The 18,840-nt window shown below is 70.6% G+C and carries 20 protein-coding genes; 16 read left to right on the plus strand and 4 right to left on the minus strand.

Annotation, left to right across the window (positions count from 1 at the left end; genetic code table 11):
• Window position 1: 1 nt before the first annotated feature.
• The 6 genes from ABEA34_RS00865 (at window position 2) to ABEA34_RS00890 (ending at window position 3,832) form a co-directional block, all read left to right on the plus strand.
• On the plus strand, window positions 2–295 hold the full coding sequence (locus ABEA34_RS00865; protein ID WP_345518288.1) for a DUF3349 domain-containing protein: 294 nt from the start codon (window positions 2–4) through the stop codon (window positions 293–295).
• A gap of 96 nt (window positions 296–391) precedes the next feature.
• Window positions 392–1,990: an MFS transporter gene (locus ABEA34_RS00870; RefSeq protein ID WP_345518289.1), complete on the plus strand. Its 1,599-nt coding sequence runs from the start codon at window positions 392–394 to the stop codon at window positions 1,988–1,990.
• A gap of 102 nt (window positions 1,991–2,092) precedes the next feature.
• Window positions 2,093–2,563, plus strand: a complete 471-nt coding sequence (locus tag ABEA34_RS00875; RefSeq protein WP_345518291.1) for a DUF7144 family membrane protein — start codon at window positions 2,093–2,095, stop codon at window positions 2,561–2,563.
• A 122-nt stretch (window positions 2,564–2,685) separates the two neighbouring features.
• Window positions 2,686–3,078, plus strand: a complete 393-nt coding sequence (locus tag ABEA34_RS00880) for an SHOCT domain-containing protein (RefSeq protein ID WP_345518293.1) — start codon at window positions 2,686–2,688, stop codon at window positions 3,076–3,078.
• Window positions 3,079–3,104: 26 nt separating this feature from the next.
• Window positions 3,105–3,602 (plus strand): DUF6325 family protein, encoded by a 498-nt coding sequence (locus ABEA34_RS00885; protein ID WP_345518294.1) that lies wholly within the window; start codon window positions 3,105–3,107, stop codon window positions 3,600–3,602.
• A 65-nt stretch (window positions 3,603–3,667) separates the two neighbouring features.
• Entirely contained in the window at window positions 3,668–3,832 is a 165-nt protein-coding gene (locus ABEA34_RS00890; RefSeq protein ID WP_345518296.1) for a hypothetical protein, read from the plus strand.
• On the opposite strand, the gene ABEA34_RS00895 is transcribed toward ABEA34_RS00890, so the two are convergent.
• From ABEA34_RS00895 to ABEA34_RS00905, 3 genes are all read right to left on the minus strand, one after another.
• Window positions 3,829–6,387, minus strand: a complete 2,559-nt coding sequence (locus ABEA34_RS00895; protein WP_345518298.1) for a winged helix-turn-helix domain-containing protein — start codon at window positions 6,385–6,387, stop codon at window positions 3,829–3,831. The genes ABEA34_RS00890 and ABEA34_RS00895 overlap by 4 nt on opposite strands.
• A gap of 199 nt (window positions 6,388–6,586) precedes the next feature.
• Window positions 6,587–6,883 (minus strand): SHOCT domain-containing protein, encoded by a 297-nt coding sequence (locus ABEA34_RS00900; RefSeq protein WP_345518300.1) that lies wholly within the window; start codon window positions 6,881–6,883, stop codon window positions 6,587–6,589.
• 13 nt (window positions 6,884–6,896) lie between these two features.
• A complete protein-coding gene (locus tag ABEA34_RS00905) occupies window positions 6,897–7,337 on the minus strand; it encodes a DUF6325 family protein (RefSeq protein ID WP_345518302.1) in 441 nt (146 codons plus the stop codon).
• Window positions 7,338–7,610: 273 nt separating this feature from the next.
• Here ABEA34_RS00905 and ABEA34_RS00910 point away from each other — a divergent pair, with 273 nt between their 5' ends.
• Genes ABEA34_RS00910 through ABEA34_RS00955 form a run of 10 tightly spaced genes read left to right on the plus strand, consistent with a single transcriptional unit; the run spans window position 7,611 to window position 18,292 of the window.
• Window positions 7,611–10,346, plus strand: coding sequence for a cation-translocating P-type ATPase (locus tag ABEA34_RS00910; RefSeq protein ID WP_345518304.1), 2,736 nt, complete (start codon window positions 7,611–7,613; stop codon window positions 10,344–10,346).
• 12 nt (window positions 10,347–10,358) lie between these two features.
• Window positions 10,359–11,360, plus strand: a complete 1,002-nt coding sequence (gene argF / locus ABEA34_RS00915; protein WP_345518306.1) for an ornithine carbamoyltransferase — start codon at window positions 10,359–10,361, stop codon at window positions 11,358–11,360.
• A gap of 6 nt (window positions 11,361–11,366) precedes the next feature.
• On the plus strand, window positions 11,367–12,293 hold the full coding sequence (gene arcC / locus ABEA34_RS00920; protein WP_345518308.1) for a carbamate kinase: 927 nt from the start codon (window positions 11,367–11,369) through the stop codon (window positions 12,291–12,293).
• Window positions 12,290–13,549, plus strand: a complete 1,260-nt coding sequence (locus tag ABEA34_RS00925) for an arginine deiminase (protein ID WP_345518310.1) — start codon at window positions 12,290–12,292, stop codon at window positions 13,547–13,549. The genes arcC and ABEA34_RS00925 overlap by 4 nt, the downstream gene beginning before the upstream one ends.
• Window positions 13,546–13,680 (plus strand): hypothetical protein, encoded by a 135-nt coding sequence (locus ABEA34_RS00930; RefSeq protein WP_345518312.1) that lies wholly within the window; start codon window positions 13,546–13,548, stop codon window positions 13,678–13,680. Before ABEA34_RS00925 ends, ABEA34_RS00930 begins: the two co-directional genes overlap by 4 nt.
• 10 nt (window positions 13,681–13,690) lie before the next feature.
• Window positions 13,691–15,196, plus strand: coding sequence for a Na+/H+ antiporter NhaC (gene nhaC, locus ABEA34_RS00935; RefSeq protein WP_345518314.1), 1,506 nt, complete (start codon window positions 13,691–13,693; stop codon window positions 15,194–15,196).
• Window positions 15,189–16,676, plus strand: a complete 1,488-nt coding sequence (locus ABEA34_RS00940) for a YfcC family protein (RefSeq protein WP_345518316.1) — start codon at window positions 15,189–15,191, stop codon at window positions 16,674–16,676. The genes nhaC and ABEA34_RS00940 overlap by 8 nt, the downstream gene beginning before the upstream one ends.
• 41 nt (window positions 16,677–16,717) lie before the next feature.
• Window positions 16,718–17,206, plus strand: a complete 489-nt coding sequence (locus tag ABEA34_RS00945; protein WP_345518318.1) for a DUF1269 domain-containing protein — start codon at window positions 16,718–16,720, stop codon at window positions 17,204–17,206.
• Window position 17,207: 1 nt separating this feature from the next.
• The gene (locus ABEA34_RS00950) at window positions 17,208–17,693 is read left to right on the plus strand and encodes a hypothetical protein (RefSeq protein ID WP_345518320.1); all 486 of its coding nucleotides are present in this window, start codon (window positions 17,208–17,210) and stop codon (window positions 17,691–17,693) included.
• A gap of 32 nt (window positions 17,694–17,725) precedes the next feature.
• Window positions 17,726–18,292, plus strand: a complete 567-nt coding sequence (locus tag ABEA34_RS00955; RefSeq protein WP_345518322.1) for a DUF1269 domain-containing protein — start codon at window positions 17,726–17,728, stop codon at window positions 18,290–18,292.
• 18 nt (window positions 18,293–18,310) lie between these two features.
• Here ABEA34_RS00955 and ABEA34_RS00960 read toward each other — a convergent pair whose 3' ends face one another.
• Window positions 18,311–18,676: a DUF7144 family membrane protein gene (locus ABEA34_RS00960; RefSeq protein WP_345518323.1), complete on the minus strand. Its 366-nt coding sequence runs from the start codon at window positions 18,674–18,676 to the stop codon at window positions 18,311–18,313.
• Window positions 18,677–18,840 lie beyond the last annotated feature (164 nt).

The raw sequence follows: 18,840 nt of genomic DNA on the forward strand, positions 1-18,840 counted from the left end.
GATGACTTCCGACCCGTCAGGGCGCTGGCGAGGCATCCTCGACTGGCTCCGCGAGGGCTACCCCGCCGGCGTACCGCCCAAGGACTACATCCCCCTGCTGGCGCTGCTGCGGCGACGGCTGTCCGAGGACGAGGTGCGCGCGATCGCGGGCGAGATCGCGAGCGCCGACGGTGCCGACACCGCCGACATCGCCGTCCACATCACCAAGATCACCGACGCGCTGCCCAGCCCCGAGGACATCGCCCGGGTCGAGGCCCGGCTCACCGAGCAGCACGGCTGGCCGGAGGGCGCGTAGCCGCACCCCACCCCGCTTCGGGTGGTTGCACCGGACCAAGGCCGCCCTAGCGTGGTCACGACCGTAGGTGCGGCGCGGGTCGCGAGGTGGTGCAGCGTGAGCAAGCAGCGGGACGTCGACCCGGTCGAGATGTCCGCCGGCGACACGCGGCTGGCGATCCTGCTCGCGATGGCGATGTTCGTGCTGGTCGTGGACACCTCGCTGATGAACGTGTCGATCAGCGCCGTGGTCCGCGACCTGGACACGACCGTCAGCGGAGTGCAGTCGGCGATCGCCCTCGAGGCCCTGGTCTCGGCGGCGTTCATCCTGATCGGGAGCAAGGTCGGCGACCTGATCGGCCGCAGGCGCGCGTACGTCCTGGGACTCCTCGGCTACGCGACCGGGGCGGTCGCCATGACGCTGGCGCGGGACCTCACCGCGATCATCGTCTTCTGGGCCGTCATCGGCGGGCTCGGCGCCTCCCTGCTGCTGCCGGCGATGCAGTCGCTGGTGCACGGGAACTTCACAGGCGCGGCGCAGCGTCGTGCCTACGCCCTGGTGGGCGCCGCCGCCGCGATCGCCGCGGCCGTGGGGCCTCTGCTGGGAGGGTTCATCACGACGTACCTCTCCTGGCGGGTCGCGTTCGGAATGGAGGTGGTGATCATCGCCGTCGTCCTGTCCGGGATCCGCCTGGTCCACGACGCGCCGTACACCGGTCCGCGGACCGTCGACCCGGTCGGCGCCCTGCTCTCCGTCCTGGCGATGGGCGGGCTCGTGCTCAGCATCCTCGTGTGGCAGGAGGGCGGCGAGTTCGTCCTCCTGCTGATGGCGGTCGGCGCGGTCGCCCTGGGGTCTCTGGTCATGTGGCTCCGGAGCCGCAAGCGGGCCGGCCGCCCCGCACTCGTGGACCCAGATCTGTTCGCGATCCCGACGTTCCGACTGGGCATCTCGCAGCAGATGCTGCAGCAGATCGCCCTCGGCGGCGCGATGATCGCACTCCCCATCTACCTCCAGATGGTGCTGGAGTACGACGCGATGCAGGCCGGCCTCTCGCTGGCCCCTCTGTCGCTCAGCATGTTCGCGGTCGCTGTGGTCGCGGGGCGTGCCGCCGGCGATCGCCGCGCGAGCGGGATCGTCCGGGTCGGATTCCTCCTGCTGGCGGTGGGGATGGCAGCCCTGCTGCCGATCGTGCCGCGCGCCGACTCCGGGTGGGCGCTCGTCGTACCCCTCGTCGTGGCCGGCTGCGGTCTCGGCCTGCTCGTGTCGCAGCTGAACAACTACACACTGGGACCGATCTCGGAGGAGCGCGTCAGCGAGGCCGCTGGCATCAACTCCGCCGCAGGGTCGTTCGGGCTCTCCTTCGGCCTGGCCTTCGCCGGCGCGATCATGCTGGCCGCTCTCTCCGTGACGTTCACCGCCAAGGCCGAGGGCAGCTCGGTCCTTCCGCCCGACGACCAGCAACGGATCGCCGACACGCTCCAGGACGACGCGGAGCTGATGAGCAACACCCACCTGGAGACCCTGCTCGCCGACCAACCCCCGGACGTCCAGGACGAGGTCCTCCGGATCAACACCGAGGCGCGCCCGCTGGCCCTCCAGGTGGCGCTGACGGTGCCGATCCTGGCGGCTCTCGCCGGTCTGGTCAGCTCGTTCCGCGCGGTCCGGCTGCCCGAGCCCGAGTCGAAGGCCGCCCCGGGTGGGGCGGCCTTCGGTTGACGTCGTCGGCGGCGGACACCGCAGGACTTCCACCCTGGTCGGGGTGGGGCGCACCGGCCGGGCCGCCGCCACGCTCACGCTCACGGCACCGTGGGAGGCAACATGGGCGCTCAGGTCGGCTCCGACGTCGACGGCTCGGCACCTGGCGTGTTCGCGGCGGCCACGGCGACGTTCGCCGCGTTCCTGCTGATGATCGCGTCGCTGTTCGACATCCTCCAGGGACTGTCGGCCGTCGCCGACGACGAGTTGTTCACGCCCGGCAAGCAATACCTGTACGAGATCGACCTGACGGTGTGGGGCTGGGTCCACCTCGGGATCGGCGCCGCCGGCGTCGTCGTCGCTGTTGGGATCTTGCGGCGCACGACGTGGGCCCAGGTCGCGGGTCTTGGCGCCGCGACCATCGGGATCCTGACCAACTTCGTGTTCCTGCCGGTGTATCCCGTGTGGAGCGCGTTCATCATCGGCTTCGACGTCCTCGTCGTCTGGGCCCTGTGCGTGCAGCTCCAGCTGCCGTCCTACCCGGACCGCCGGCCCCGACCGGTCGCCGCACTGCGGACGCATCAGGAGCGGTAGCGCTATCTACCCCGTCCAGGGTGGTGCCCGACCACCCGAGTCCTTCCGACGATGGTGCACGAACCCAACAGCAGGCGCCGGTCGAGGACGACCACGCGCAGCAACTCGGCAGGAGGCACAGCGTGGTCACCGTGTGGGAGTACAGCCCGGGAGACGTCTTCCTCTCCATGCTCTGGTTCTTCTTGTTCTTCATCTGGATCTGGCTGCTGATCTCGGTCTTCGCCGACGTCTTCCGCAGCGATGACCTCTCCGGCTGGAGCAAGGCCCTGTGGACGATCTTCGTCATCGTGCTCCCGTACCTCGGGGTGTTCGTCTACCTCGTCGCCCGAGGCAAGAAGATGGGGCAGCACGCCGTTCGGGATGCGTCGATGCAGGAGCAGCAGCGACGCGACTACATCCAGAGCGTCGCCGGCACCAGCACGGCCGCGGAGATCGAGCGCCTCGCCGAGCTGCAGCGCAGCGGCACCATCTCCGATGCCGAGTTCCAACAGGCGAAGGCCAAGCTGCTCGCATGACCGCCGACGACGGATGAGGTCGCGCCATGGCACGGGGAGCCAGCGGCGGCGAACGTGGCCGCCCCGAACGCTTCGTCCCCGACCTGGACCTCGTCGAGTACGTCGTCATCAACCTGCCCGACCTGGGATCGTCACTGACGGTCGCCCAGGCCCTGCGGAGCCTGGTGGAGACGTCGAGGATCAGGATCCTGGACCTGGTCGGCGTGGTCACGGACGCCGAGGGGCGGTACACGGTCGCGGAGCCGGAGCTGGTCGCGGCACTGGCCGACCTGCGGAGCGTGGACGGCGAGGTCGGCGGCCTGCTCAGCGACGACGACATCGCGCTGGCGTGCCGGGCGCTGCGGGCGGGCTCCTCGGCGCTCATCCTGGTCGCAGAGGACCTCTGGGCCCAGGAGCTCGCGGACGCGGCCCGATCCGGCGGCGGACAGATCGTCGGCGGCGAGCGGATCCCGCGACACCGCCTCGAGCAGGCTCGCCACGCCCGACAGAGCGGCCCTGCAGGACCTGGGGGTGAGCCGACGTGAGGCGCGTCCCTGGTCTGCGACACGACCACCTCGGGGTGCTCCGTACCCGGCCCCCGCTGGATCCGATGGTCGACTCGCCTGCCGACCCCCCGGCGCAGCGCACCGCGGACGTGGTCCGTCGGCTCCTCCGTCTGGTCGACGCGGGGCTGCTCTCGGAGGAGGAGTTCGAGGTCCAGGTCCTGAGGAGCTGCCGCGCCTCGGCCGCCGGCCCGGCCCCGTGGCGCAGCTAGAACGTGCGCAGCAGCCCGAGACGGCGGGCCGTCGCCACGGCCTCAGCGCGCGAGTTGACGCCGAGCTTCTGGTAGATCACGCGCAGGTGGAACTTCAGCGTGTTGTGGGACACGAAGAGCTGGTCGGCGATCTCCCGCACGGTCAGCCGCGTCGGGAGCAGCCGCAGGACGTCGCGTTCGCGAGCCGTGAGCTCGTCGACCAGCGCTCCGGGCGCGGCGACCGCGAGGTCGCCTCCGACCGCGACGTGGCGCAGCCGGTTCATCCATCCGTCAGGCACCCGCCACGCGGCCAGCTCGAGCAGGTCGAGGAGGTCCCGGCCGACCGAGCCGACGGTCTCGACCATCCCGTGCTCCGCAGCGATCTCGGCCGCGGTCGCGACCTCCTTCTCGGCGCGCTCCCGCTCTCCGTCCCGGAGGGCCCGGGCGAGGACGAGGTGGCGGAGCACCTGGTGCCGCGCGCAGCGCGCGACGGCTTCCGAGACGGACTCGGCTGCCTCCGGCAGACGGTGCTGGGCGAGCAGGACCTGCGCACCGCTCAGCGCACCCCAGAACGGATCGTCGACCCGCAGCGCCCAGCGTGCGGCCGAGTCCTGGTCACGACGGGCGAGGCCGACGAGCACGCCGCGGCGCGCGACGGAGCTCGCGGCGCTGCCCGCGCTGTGCTCGCGTTCGCTGGTCTCGGTCGCCCGGGCGAACATGGTCTCCGCGAGGCCGACCTCCCCGTCCGCCAGGTGCAGCTCGACGAGCTCGAGCTGGGCCACGAGCTGCACGAAGGTGAGGGGGTACGACGCGTGCGCGGACAGGCACTCGAGCAGCTGCCGGGCCTGGTCGTGGTCGCCGAGCTCTCGCATCGCGAGGGCCTCGGCCAGGTCGAGCTCGACGCGCAGCGTGCTGAGCTCGCCCTGCTCGGCGACCTGCCGCACGGCGGCCGCCGTCCGCACCGCGTCGAGCGGATGCCCCGCGAGGGCGAGGCCCAAGGCCCGGGTGCCCTCGAGCGCGATCGAGCGCTGGGCGTCGTTGCTGACACCGTTGGCGACCGCCAGGACCGCTTCGCCGCCGTCGAGCCATCGCTCGTCGAGTGCGATCCCGTGGGCGACCAGGCTCCAGCCGTAGCGCGCGATGGGGTCGAGCCAGGCCGGGCTCTCCATCATGGACAAGGCCTCTCGGGCGAGCTCCTCGCAGCCGCGCCAGTCCCCTGACAGCAGTGCGGCGGTGGCGCGCAGCACCATCAACCGGGCCGCACCATCACCGGTCTCCGAGGGCGCCGTGCTCTCAGCGGCGGCGGACGCGGCCACGAACGAGGTCCGGTCGACCAGCAGCTGGCACCAGGCGAAGTCGACCAGCTCGTCGGGGCCTGCGGTCGCGAGGTCGGGCGTGAGCCTGCCGATCGTCTGCCGGATGGCGGCCTCCCGGCCGCTGTCGAGCAGGTCCACGGCCAGGGCGGCCAGCAGCCGCACCGCCTCGCGCGGCCGGTCTGCGGCCATCCAGTGATCGACCGCTGTCAGGCTGTCGTCGGCCGCCTCGAACCAGCGGGCGGCCAGGCCGTGCAGCTCCCGCAGCCGATCAGGCGACCTGCGTTCGAGGTCGGCGCGCAGCATGTCCCGGACCAGGCCGTGGACCTCGAACCACCCACCGGACTCGAGCCCGGTGACGAAGAGACCGCGCCCCTCCGCCTCGGCGAGGAGGTCGCCGGCGTCGGGGCGCGACGTCAGCATCTCCGCGAGCGGGTAGTTCACCCGGTCCACGACCGAGACCGACAGGAGCAGGTGGATCATCTCGGGGCGCTCGGCAGTGAGCACCTCGTGCCACAGGTACTCGTCGACCAGGCGTCCCGAGCCGGCTGCTGGTGCGTCAGACTGCTCGCCCGACTCCTTCACCGGGGATGCGCGTTGCGAGCGGACGGCCAGGGCGGCGAGCTGGAGCGCCGCGGCCCATCCACCCGCCCACTCGGTGACGTCGGGCAGCTCCTCGGAAGCAACGTCGGGACACAGGCCCGTGAGCATCGCCGCGGCCTCGGCGTCGGAGAACCGGAGCGCGTCGAAGGTGACGTCGGCGAGGGCGCCGTCGGCGCGGAGGCGGTCCACGGGAAGCGCCAGACGGCGCCGACTCAGCAGCACCAGGTCGAGCCAGGCGGGCCGGTGCTCGACGAAGGTGGCGAGGCACCCGGCTGCCACGGTGTCGCCGTCGACGAGATGAACGTTGTCGACGACCAGGACCGTCGGCTGGGTGCCGAGGTCCTCCAGCTCCTCGACGAGGGTGTGCACCGCCTCCGCGGGATCGCGCGGACGCCGGAGCACCGACATGGCGGCCTCGGCACTCCCCGGCACCAGCTGGTCGGCGGAGACGGCGAGCGCCATCGTCAGCTGTCGCGCCTCACGGTCGGCGTCGTCCAGCGCCAGCCACGCCGCACGTCGACCGGTATGTCGGATCCAGTCGGCCGCGAGCATGGTCTTGCCAGCTCCGGCCGGCGCGACGAGCGCGGTGACGGGATACTCCACCAGGTCGTCGAGCAGCTGCACGAGGCGCGGTCGACGCACGAAGTGGCGTGGAGTCACGGGCACGCGGAACTTGGACCGGAAGAAGGGCGAGTCGAAGCTGCCCCTCTGCGCCTGTCCTGAACCACGTCCGCCGTCAGCCATGCGCGTCCCCTGCGGGTTGCCTCTCGTTCCGAGTGAGTGGGCAGCCATCCACGCTATCGCGCAACCTGCCGCAGCCCCTCCCCCGATTGAGGTGATGTCGGGACGAGGATCCCGCTCAGGCTGACAGCAGCCGGGCCTTCTGCGCCTGGAACTCGGCGTCGGTGAGCACTCCCTGGTCGCGCAGCGCGCCCAGCTTCTGGAGCTGCCCTATCAGGTCGTCAGAGCTCGATGGCGCAGGCGGCGCGGGCGGCGGTGGTGCGTACGCCGGCTGCTGGTACTGCTGCTGCTGGTACGCCTCGGCGTCCGCCTGCGCCTGCCACCGTCCCGCCTGGCGCCTCGACACGCGGTTCGAGACCGCCGTCGCCGTCCCCGCGACGACGGCCGTCCGTGCCATTCCTCCGATGAGTCCCATGTCCGCGCTCCTCTCAGGATTCCGCTGCTTCGAGCGCGTCCAACGCCGCGGCGACGTCGGCGGCAGGGATCCTGCCGCTGGCGATGACCTCCGCGCCGACGTCGCGCATCGCGCTCACGAACGGCCCGGCCCAGGTGTTCTCGTAGAGCAGCAGGCCGACCGCGTTGCCTGGCTTGACCAGCGCCGCGCTCTGCGCGACGTCATCCGGATCAAGGAGTCCCGACTGCACGCCTTCGAACACCGCGAGGTCGAGCGAGCCGTCACCGTCCAGGTCGGCGAGCGTCACCACGGCGAAGGTCCCGTCCTCCTCGACCTTGGCCACCACCAGGTCGAGGATCCGGATGATGCCCCGATCGGTGAGGTCCACGAGAGCGGCGAGGCCGTCACCCTCGAGCCTCGCGCCGGGGAACTCGACGGCCAGGTAGTCGATCGGCCCTACGTCACGGTCCGTCATCCGCCTTCTCCTCATCGCATCGGCAGTCGTCTCGAATGGTTCGAGGATTTCACCGCCCCCAAGCCCCCGCACCACACCGCCGAGGGTGGGATCCCACGGAGTCCTCGGGAGGTGCCCTCCGGCGGGCAGCGCCCCGACCCAGCGCGCAGCCGCTCGACCGTCTCCCCGCCCCACCCCACCTGGGGTGAGGCGGCACCACCCGGCGCGTGATGACGATCGACGGGACCGTGCACCGCCCCGCCCCGCCCCGCCCCGCCCCGACTCGGAGGACCGATGACGACACAGGACGCCCGTCGTTCCGTCGTCCAGCGCCCCCAGGACCCGGTCGGCCGACCGGCCGTCGACGTCGCCGGCGACCTCGGCGTCGACCCGGCCGCCGGACTGTCCTCCGCCGAAGCCGGGTCCCGCCTCGCCTCCCACGGTCCCAACCGGCTCGCCGGCGGGAAGAAGGAGCCCGCCTGGCGGGCCTTCGTCCGTCAGTACGAGGACTTCATGCAGGTGATCCTGCTGGCCGCGGCCCTGGTCAACCAGCTCGTGACGCAGGAGACGGGTACGACGGTCGTGCTGGCCGGCCTGACCGTGTTCAACGCGGTCATCGGGCTGCGGCAGGAGGCGAAGGCAGAGGAGAGCGTCAAGGCGCTCTCGCAGATGATGAAGACGATCGCGCGGGTCCGCCGCGACGGCCAGGCCGTCGAGATCGACGCCGAGGAGCTCGTCCCCGGCGACGTCGTCCTGGTCGAGGCGGGCAACCGGGTCCCGGCCGACGGCCGGGTGTGCGTGGCGGCGACGCTCGAGATCGAGGAGGCAGCGCTCACGGGAGAGAGCCTCCCCGTCGGCAAGCACACCGACCCGGTGCCCGGGGAGGACGTACCCCTCGGCGATCGGCTCTGCATGGCCTACATGAACACCTCGGTCACCCGGGGCCGCGGCGAGATCATCGTGACCGCCACCGGCATGGACACGGAGATCGGCCACATCGCCGACATGCTCGCCAACACCGGGACCAGCAAGACGCCACTGCAGCAGCAGCTCGACTCCCTCTCGAAGATCATCGCGTCGATCGCCGCGGTGGCCCTCGTCATCGTGGTCCTGCTCGGCCTCGCCCGCGGCGAGTCCTTCGACACCCTCTTCATCACCGGTGTCGCGCTCGCGGTCGCCGCGATCCCGACCGGTCTGCCGGCCGTCGTGACGGCGCTGCTCTCGATGGGCACCCGCGAGATCGCGCGACGCAACGCGATCGTCAAGCGGCTGCCGGCCGTCGAGACCCTCGGGTCGACCTCCGCCATCTGCTCCGACAAGACCGGCACCCTGACGCTCAACAAGATGACCGCGCGGGAGATCGTGATCCCCGGTCAGAACCGCTACACGGTCTCCGGCGAGGGCTACAGCACGGCTGGTGAGATCAGCCACGTCGGCGGCCAGCGCCACGACCTCGATCCCTACCTGCTGCCGATGGTGCTGTGCGCCGACGCCGTGCTCGACGGGGAGGCCCTGATCGGCGACCCGACCGAGGGCGCCCTGATCGTGCTCGGTGCGAAGGGCGGGCTCGACATCAACGAGACCAGGTCGGCACTCCCCCGGGTCGCCGAGGTCCCGTTCGACTCCGACTACAAGTTCATGGCCACCTTCCACGAGATGACCGCCGACGACGGGCGCTCGGTCGTGCGGTGCTACGTCAAGGGCGCTCCCGACGTCCTGATCGCCCGGGCGACGACGCTGCGCAAACCGGACGGCACGCTGGTCCCGCTCACCGACGACAACCGGCACCTCGCCCTGGAGGCCAACGACCAGATCGCGAACGCGGGCGAACGCGTCATGGTCGTCGCCCAGCGCGACCTGGACCCGGGTGCCGTCCGGACCGACGGCGAGCTGATCGGCCAGGTCCGGGACCTCACCCTGCTCGCCATGGTCGGCATCGTCGACCCGCCGCGGCCGGAGGCCAAGGCCGCGATCGCCGAGTGCCACGACGCCGGGATCCGGGTCCGGATGATCACCGGCGACCACGCCACCACCGCCGCCGCGATCGCCGGCGAGCTCGGCATCGAGGGACGCGCCATCACCGGCGCCGAGTTCGCCGCGATGAGCGACGACCAGCTGGTCGGCGAGCTCGACGACATCGGCGTCATCGCGCGCGTGGCGCCCGAGGACAAGGTCCGCCTCGTCCGGCTGCTCAAGGAGAAGGGCAACGTCGTCGCGATGACCGGCGACGGCGTGAACGACGCGCCGGCCTTGAAGACCGCCGACATCGGCGTGGCGATGGGCATCACGGGGACCGAGGTCTCGAAGGAGGCCGCGGTCATGATCCTGACCGACGACAACTTCGCGACCATCGTCGGCGCCGTCTCCTACGGCCGCAGCCTGTACGACAACCTGCTCAAGTACCTGCGGTTCCAGATGTCGACGCTGGTCGCGTACATCGCGATCTTCATCGGGGCCGGCGTCATCGGCATCGCCGACGGCGCGCCGCTGAACCCGCTGCAGATCCTGTGGCTCAACATGGTCGTCGACATCCCGCTCGCGATCGCCCTCGGCTTCGACCAACCGGCCCGCGGACTCATGGCGCGTCCTCCGCGGCCGGTCGGGGCGCCGGTCCTGTCGCGCAGCAACTGGGTCCGGCTCTGCGTCCAGGGCGCGGTCATGACCATCGGCTCCCTGGTCGCCTACCAGATCGGCGACGACCAGGGCGGCGCCGTCGTCGCCGGGACGATGCTGCTGACCACGCTGTCGCTGTTCCACCTCTTCGGGGCACTGCTCAGCCGCGACCAGACCCGCACCATCTTCGACCGCGACACGTTCCCGGGAGCCATGCAGCTCCGCCGCTACGCCGTCTCGCTGCTCGCGATCGTGGCGATCACCGCGCTGGACTTCCTCGAGCGGATCTTCGGCACCACGGGACTCAGCTTCAACCAGTGGTGCATCTGCATCGGCATCGCCGCCTCGATCGTCGTGGTCGAGGAGCTCGTCAAGCTCTTCGTCCGGCCCCACGCCGACACCCCCGCCATCGCCTAACAGGGAGCCACCATGTCGTTCAACCTCCGTCACCGCAGCTTCCTCAAGGAGCTTGACTTCACCCCGGGCGAGCTGAAGTTCCTCCTCAAGCTGTCCGCCGACCTCAAGGCCGCGAAGTACACCGGCTACGAGCAGCCCCGCCTGGCCGGCAAGGACATCGCGATGATCTTCGAGAAGACGTCGACCCGCACCCGCACTGCCTTCGAGGTCGCCGCCAAGGACCAGGGCGCCCACGTCACGTACCTGGAGCCCAGCGGCTCCCAGATCGGTCACAAGGAGTCCATGAAGGACACGGCGCGCGTGCTCGGCCGCACGTTCGACGGCATCGAGTACCGCGGCTCCGCCCAGGAGAACGTCGAGGTCCTCGCGCAGTACGCCGGGGTGCCGGTGTGGAACGGGCTGACCGACGAGTTCCACCCGACCCAGATCCTCGCCGACGTGCTGACGATGACCGAGCACTGCGACAAGCACCTCGGCGACATCGCGTTCTGCTACCTCGGCGACGCCCGCAACAACATGGGCAACTCGCTGATGGTCGGCGGCTGCAAGTACGGCATGGACGTTCGGCTCTGTGCGCCACGCGATCTCTGGCCGAGCGACGAGCTGATCGACACCTGCCGCGAAATCGCCGAGGACACCGGGGCCAGGCTCACGCTCACCGAGGACGTCGACGAGGGCGTCGTCGGCGCGGACTTCCTCTACACCGACGTCTGGGTGTCGATGGGTGAGGAGAAGGGGGTGTGGGCCGAGCGGATCAAGCTGCTGACGCCGTACCAGGTCAACGCGGACGTCATCGAACGCACCAAGAACCCGCGGGTCAAGTTCATGCACTGCCTGCCGGCGTTCCACAACCGCGAGACCAAGGTCGGCGAGGACATCTTCCAGGAGTTCGGGCTCGACGGGCTCGAGGTCACCGACGACGTGTTCGAGTCTCCTCACTCGATCGTGTTCGACCAGGCGGAGAACCGCCTGCACACGATCAAGGCGATCATGGTCGCCACCCTCGGGGACTGACCTGCCGTGCGGGTCGTGGTCGCGCTCGGTGGCAACGCCCTGCTGAGGCGCGGGGAACCCATGACCGCGGAGAACCAGCGCTCCAACGTGCGAGGTGCCGCCCCCGCCCTCGCCTCCGTGGCGAAGGCGCACCAGCTGGTGCTCTCCCACGGCAACGGCCCGCAGGTCGGCCTCCTGGCCCTCCAGGCGGCGGCGTACGAGGACGTCGACCCGTACCCGCTCGACGTCCTCGGCGCCCAGACCGAGGGGATGATCGGCTACGTCCTGGAGCAGGAGCTGGGCAACGTGATGCCCCGCGACGTGCCGCTGGCCACCATCCTCACCATGGTGCAGGTCGACCCGGCCGACCCGGCGTTCCTCGACCCGACGAAGTTCGTCGGACCCGTGTACTCACGAGCCGACGCCCACCGGCTCACCGCCGAGAAGAGCTGGGTGTTCAAGCCGGACGGCGACACCTGGCGGCGGGTGGTGCCGTCCCCGCAACCCCGGCACATCTTCGAGATCCGGCCGATCCGCTGGCTGCTCGAGCACGGCGTCGTCCTCATCTGTGCGGGCGGCGGTGGCGTGCCGACGATGTTCCTGCCTGCGGCGGAGACCACGCTCGTCGGCGTCGAGGCCGTCATCGACAAGGACCTCGCCAGCGAGCTGCTCGCGCGGGAGGTGGACGCCGACCTGTTCGTGATGGCCACCGACGTCGACGCCGTGTACGCCGACTGGGGCACCCCGCAGCAACGCGCGCTCGGCCGGGTCACGACCGCCGACCTGCGCGCCACCACGTTCCCTGCCGGGTCGATGGGACCGAAGGTCGAGGCGGCCTGTCGCTTCGTCGAGGCGACCGGCGGCCGGTCCGCCATCGGCTCCCTCAACCAGATCCAGCAGATCGTCGACGGAGAAGCTGGCACCCAGGTGGTGCCCGGAACGGAGGAGCCATGACGTTCGGAGTCCACTCGGAGGTCGGCCGGCTGCGCAAGGTGATGGTCCACCGACCCGAGCTGAGCCTGCAGCGGCTCACCCCGTCCAACCACGACGACCTGCTGTTCGACGACGTGCTCTGGGTCGAGCGCGCGCAGTACGAGCACGACCAGTTCGTCGCCCGGATGCGCGAGCGCGGGGTCGAGGTGTTCCTGCTCCAGGACCTCCTCGGCGAGGCGCTCGCGGCCAGCGAGGAGGGCCGCAGGCGCCTGATCGAGGTCACCGCATCCCCCTTCACCGTCGGACTGTCGATGGTCGACGAGGTCCGGGCACTGCTCTGGGAGATGGAGCCGACGCGACTGGCGACCCACCTGATCGGCGGCCTCACCGTGGCCGAGTCCGGGCTGGACCGTGGGCGCCTGCGGTCCAGCTCGGTGATCGCGGCTGCCATCGACGACGACAGCATGTTCGTCCTGCCCCCGCTGCCGAACACGCTGTTCACCCGCGACTCCTCCTGCTGGATGTACGGCGGAGTCTCGATCAACCCGATGTTCTGGCCGGCCCGCCGGCTCGAGGCGTACAACGTGGCGGCCATCTACCGCTACCACCCGATGTTCGCCGAGGCCGACTTCGAGTTCTGGTACCCCGCGCTCGGTGACGACGCGCGGTTCGACATCGAGGACTTCGGACGGGCGTCCCTGGAGGGCGGCGACGTGCAACCGATCGGCAACGGAACGGTCCTCATCGGGATGAGCGAGCGGTCCCAGGCACGGATGATCGAGCAGGTCGCCCGAGCGCTCTTCTCCCAGGGCGCCGCGGAGCGGGTGGTGGCGGTCGTGATGACCAAGGATCGCGCCCACATGCACCTCGACACCGTCTTCACGATGCTCGACCGGGACGCGGTCACCCTGTACCCCCGCGTGATGGACCAGGTCCGGGCGATCAGCCTGCGCCCGGGGATCAACGGCGCACCGTTCCACGTGACGGAGGAGAAGGACTTCCTCTCGACGGTCGCCGACGCGCTCGGGGTGCCGGAGCTCCGCGTCATCGAGACCGGGGGCGACGCCTACCAGCAGGAGCGCGAGCAGTGGGACGACGGCAACAACGTCGTCGCCCTCGAGCCAGGGGTGGTCATCGCCTACGAGCGCAACACCCACACGATCGCGAAGATGCGCGCGGCCGGCATCGAGGTCATCACCATCGAGGGCTTCGAGCTCGGCAAGGGCCGTGGGGGCGGCCACTGCATGACGTGCCCGTTCGAGCGGGACGCGCTGTGAACGCGCCCGTGCGGTGGGCCGTCGTCGTCTTCGACATCCTGCTCATCCTGGCCCTCATCATCTGGGCGCGCGGTGACTCCCACCACCACGGCGACGAGGTCGGCTCCTCCGCGCACGTCGCCGTGAGGTAGCCGGACCGCCATGCCGCAGCCTCGAGCCCCCAGCCTGGTCGACTCGCTCGCGCCGATCGTGGTGCTCATCGGGCTGCTCGCGCTGACCATCTACCTCTTCGGCGTCAGCGCCACCGACGGCCCCTTGCAGGTGGCCCTGCTCCTCAGTGCGGCGTTCGCGAGCCTGGTGGCCTTCAAGAACGGCTACTCGATACAGACCGTCGCCGACGCCGCGGTCGCCGGCGTCACCGCGGCGATGAGCGCGGTCTTCATCCTGCTCGCCGTCGGCGCCCTGATCGGGACCTGGAACATGGCCGGCACGATCCCCACGGTCGTCGACTACGGCATCCGGATCGTCAGCCCCACGTGGTTCTACTTCACCGCCGCCGCCGTGTGCGCGCTGGTGGGCATGGTCACCGGGAGCTCCTGGACCACCGCCGGCACCCTGGGTGTGGCCTTCGTCGGGATGAGCAACGTGCTGGGCCTCGAGGAGGCGATCACCGCCGGGGCCGTCATCTGCGGCGCCTACTTCGGCGACAAGATGACACCGCTCTCCGAGACCACGATCCTCGTCCCCCAGCTGGTGGGAGGGGGGCTCACGGTCGGCGAGCACGTGCGGAACATGACCTGGACCGCGGTCCCGGCGCTCCTCGTCAGCCTGGTGATCTTCCTGGTGCTCGGCCGCTCCGCCAGCGGTGACTCCGACGCGGCCGTCGCCGATGCCCGCGCGTCCCTGGCGTCGGCCTTCGACATCTCGGTCCTCAACCTGCTGCCGCTGGTCCTGCTGGTGGTCTTCGCCGCCCTGCGGATGCCTCCGTTCCTGTCGATCCTCGGCTCCGCCCTCTTCGCCGCGGTGCTCGCCCCGTTCCTGCAGTGGGACGCCGTCGTCGCGTTCGTCGACGACCCGAGCCTGGGCCGCGTCGCGACCGCCATCGAGGCGGGGTACGCCGCCATGGCGACCGGGTTCGAGAGCCACTCGGGCTTCCCGGCCGTCGACGACCTCTTCTCCCGCGGCGGGATGGCCAGCATGCTCACGACGATCTGGCTGGTCCTCGGTGCGCTCTCGTTCGCCGCGGTCATGGAGCACGCCGGCTTCCTCCAGCGGTTGCTCCAGCCACTGGCGGCCCGCACCCGACGTCGGGGATCGCTGATCACGGCCGTCGTCGGCAGCGGGGTCGGGCTCAACCTGATCGCCGGGGACCAGTACGTCGCCGACGTCCTGCCGGCACGGTCCTTCCGGGCCGAGTTCGCCCGGCGCGGACTGGCGCCGCAGGTGCTCAGCCGAGCCGTCGAGGACTCCGGCACCGTGACCTCGCCCCTGATCCCGTGGAACACCTGTGGCGCCTACATGTCCGGCGTCCTGGGTGTCACCACCATCGCCTACCTGCCGTTCTGCTTCTTCAACCTGCTCAGTCCGTTGCTCGAGATCCTCTACGGCTACCTGGGCTTCAAGGTGCCGGAGGCCGACGAGCCCTGGGAGGACAACGCCAGGACCGCGTCGCTGCCGGTCGTACCCCGAGGAGACGTGCATGTCTGAGACCACCACCGCACCCGCGACGCGCCGCGGGTTCAAGCTCCCCTCGGCGTACACGATCCTCTTCGCGCTGATCGTGCTGATGGCGCTGGCCACCTGGGTCGTGCCCGCGGGCGTCTACGAGCTCGACAAGAACGGAAGCCCGATCCCCGGGACCTACCACGGCGTCGACTCGCACCCCGCCCGCATCCTCGTCGACTCGTTGACCGCTCCGATCAACGGGCTCTACGGGATCGAGGACGACGCCGGGACCATCAGCTACTACAACTCGGGCTCGCTGTTCGGGGCGATCGACGTCGCGCTCTTCATCATCGTCATCGGCGGCTTCCTCGGCGTGACCATGCGCACCGGCGCGATCCAGAACGGCATCGGCCGCCTGGTGCAGCGCCTCCGCGGCCGCGAGCGCTGGATGATCCCCATCTTGATGACGGTCTTCGCACTGGGCGGCACGACGTACGGGATGGCGGAGGAGAGCCTCGCGTTCTACTCGCTCATCGTGGCGGTGATGATCGCCGCCGGGTACGACGCCATGACCGGTGCTGCGGTGGTCCTGCTCGGCTGTGGCATCGGCACGTTCGGCTCGACGATCAACCCGTTCGCCACCGGCATCGCGTCGGGGTTCGCCGGGGTCTCGATCAGCGACGGCCTGGTCCTGCGTGTGGTGATGCTCGTCGTCGCGCTGGTCGTCGGGATCTTCTTCGTGCTCCGCTACGCGGACCGGGTCAAGGCCGACCCGTCCCGCTCCATCGTCGCCGACCTCCGCGCGGAGAACGAGCAGTACTTCAGTGCCGGGGCGGGCGGGACCGACGCGGAGCTCACCGGGCGGCACCAGCTCATCCTCATCGTGTTCGCCCTGGCGTTCGGCGTGATGATGTACGGCGTCATCCCCTGGGAGGACCTCAACGTCCCGCTGCCGACCCTGTGGTGGTGGTTCCCCGAGATGACCGCGTCGTTCATCCTCTTCACCGTCGTCATCGGCCTGATCGGGGGCCTGAGCGAGGAAGACCTGACCGGCTCGTTCGTCGACGGTGCCCGCGACCTCCTCGGCGTCGCGCTCATCATCGGCATCGCCCGTGGGATCACGGTCGTGATGAACAACGGGCAGATCACCGACACCGTCCTGAACTGGGCGGAGCAGGCGCTCGGCGACGTCGGCCAGTCCGGGTTCGCGATCGTGATGTTCCTGCTGTTCCTGCCCCTCTCGTTCCTGATCCCGTCGTCCTCGGGCCTGGCCACCGTGGCGATGCCGATCATGGCTCCCCTGGCCCTCTTCGTCGATGTGCCGCCCGAGCTCGTGGTCACCGCGTTCCAGAGCGCCTCCGGGATCATGAACCTCTTCATCCCGACCTCCGCGGTCGTCATGGGCGGGCTGGCGATCGCCCGCGTGCCCTACGGCACCTACCTGCGCTGGGTCTGGCCGCTGCTCGCGTCGCTCGTCGTCCTGAGCGTGGTCGGTCTCGGCGTCACCGCGCTCGTGACCTGACCGCCCGGCCAGGCCGACAGCAGTTCGAAACGGAGTGAGACATGACGACCTTCACGGTGTGGAAGTTCGACGACCCGGACGGTGCCGCGCAGGCGGAGACCGCGCTGAGGTCCGGAGCGGACGACGGTCTGGTCACGATCGTCGACCATGCGGTCATGAGCTGGCCCGAGGGCGCCGACCAGCCGGTGCTCCACCATCACCACGACAGCCCGAAGCGTGGCGCGGCCTGGGGAGCGCTGTGGGGGATCCTCGGTGGCGCCCTCTTCGCGATCCCGGTCGCCGGACTCGCGCTCGGGGCCGGGATCGGGGCCCTGGCCAAGGCCACCGCGGGCACCGGCATCACGAAGGAGGACCTGGAACGCATCCGGACCGAGGTCGGCCCGGGGAGCTCGGCCCTCTTCCTGGTCACCGAGAACGCCGACATGGACCGGCTCGGCGAGAGGTTCCGAGGCCGCGACAGCAGGCTGGTCAGCACCAACCTCACCGAGGCGGAGCGCGCCACGCTGCTGGAGACCTTCGGTGGCGGATGACGTGCGTCGCGCCGATCCGCTCGGCCTGGTCTCCGGCGGCGAGGGTGCGATCACCGGCACCGTGGTCTGCGCCGCGGTGATCGCGTACGGCGTGGGGCACGCCGAGTCGACCGCCCACCTGAGCGTCGCGATCGTCGCCACGGTGGGCGTGTACTGGGTCGCCCACCTGCATGCCGTCACCATCGGCAGCTCCCTCACCCACGGCCATCACCCGCTCGAGGCACTGCGTCACGCCCTGGTCGAGACCCTGCCCGTGGCCGCTGCGTCCATCATCCCGCTGGTCGCCCTCCTGGTGACCCGCCTGGCCGGGGCCAGCCTGAGCGGCTCTGCCTGGACCGCGCTGGCGGTGACGATAGGGCTGCTCGCGGTGTACAGCTACGCAGCGGGCGCGCGCGGCGGTCTCGACCTGGGTGGCCGGATCACCAGCGCAGCGGCCGGAGCCTGCGTCGGGGTCCTGGTCGCGCTCCTGAAGGTGGCTCTGCACTGAGCCACGGGGCACCGTGAGGGGAGCACACCGACATGTCGGACCGACCAGGCGCAACGGGCACACCGAGGGATCGCGCCGCGACCGCGTCCCTGACGGTCTGGATCTACGACTCGGCCCTGGGCGCCGCCGCCGGCGAGGTCCGGCTCAAGAACCTCCGGGACCGAGCCGCCCTGCGCGTCCACGACGCCATCACGGTCTCGTGGATGCCCGGCGTGCACGAACCGCGCATCGGCCACCTGCGGCGCGAGACGTCGGCGGTCGCGGCCCGCAGCGTGCTGGGAGGGCTCGTCGAGCTGCTCCTCCGCTCGGCGAGCGACGCCGCGGCGGGTATCCCCGCACTGGCCCAGCAGCTGCGCGGGACGGGTATCGACCAGCTCTTCCTGGAGGAGATCGTGGCGCAGCTCCACCCCGAGACGTCGGCCCTGTTCGTGCTCTCGAGCCACGCGGACCTGGACCAGGTCCGACCGGTGGTCGAACGCGGCCTCGCCCGAGGTGATGTCGTCCTCATGCACGCCCAGCTCCCGGGCGAGGCGCCCGCCGTGCTCCGCGCGGCCGTGCGGGACCTGCAGGCGCGAGCCGGGAGGCGCGACTTCCGCTGACCCTCGGCAGCAGGGACCTCAACGACGCTTCAGCTGCGTGGACAGCGCATGGATGACGAGGATGTCGACGGCGATGACGGTGATCGCCCACAGCGGGTAGCGCGGGAGGAAGGCGAAGTTCGCGACCGCCGACAGGCCCGCGATGATCATGCCGGAGACCTGCGCCCACGACGATCCGCGCAGGATGCCGATCGCGACCACGACGCACAGCACGCCGATCACGACGTGCGTCCAGCCCCAGACATCCATGTCGAACTTGTAGAGGTAGTCGCTGCCGGCCGAGTAGAGGTCGTCGTTGGCGATCGCCGAGGCGCCCTGGAGGATGCCGAAGGCACCGCTGATCAGGAGCATCACCCCCGCGAAGACGCTGACGAGGTCGGTCATGAACCCCTCGGCCGGGTCCACGCGCGCCGACCGCGACGTACGGACCCCTCCGGTGGTTCCTGTGCCGGGTGCTGTCTGGCTCATCGGGTCTCCCCCGCTCGCGTTCTGGTGACCCCACCACGATTCTCCGGGCCGGGGTGGCGCCGCCTCACCCTGCGCAGGGT

Source organism: Nocardioides conyzicola, assembly GCF_039543825.1.
GTDB lineage: Bacteria > Actinomycetota > Actinomycetes > Propionibacteriales > Nocardioidaceae > Nocardioides > Nocardioides conyzicola.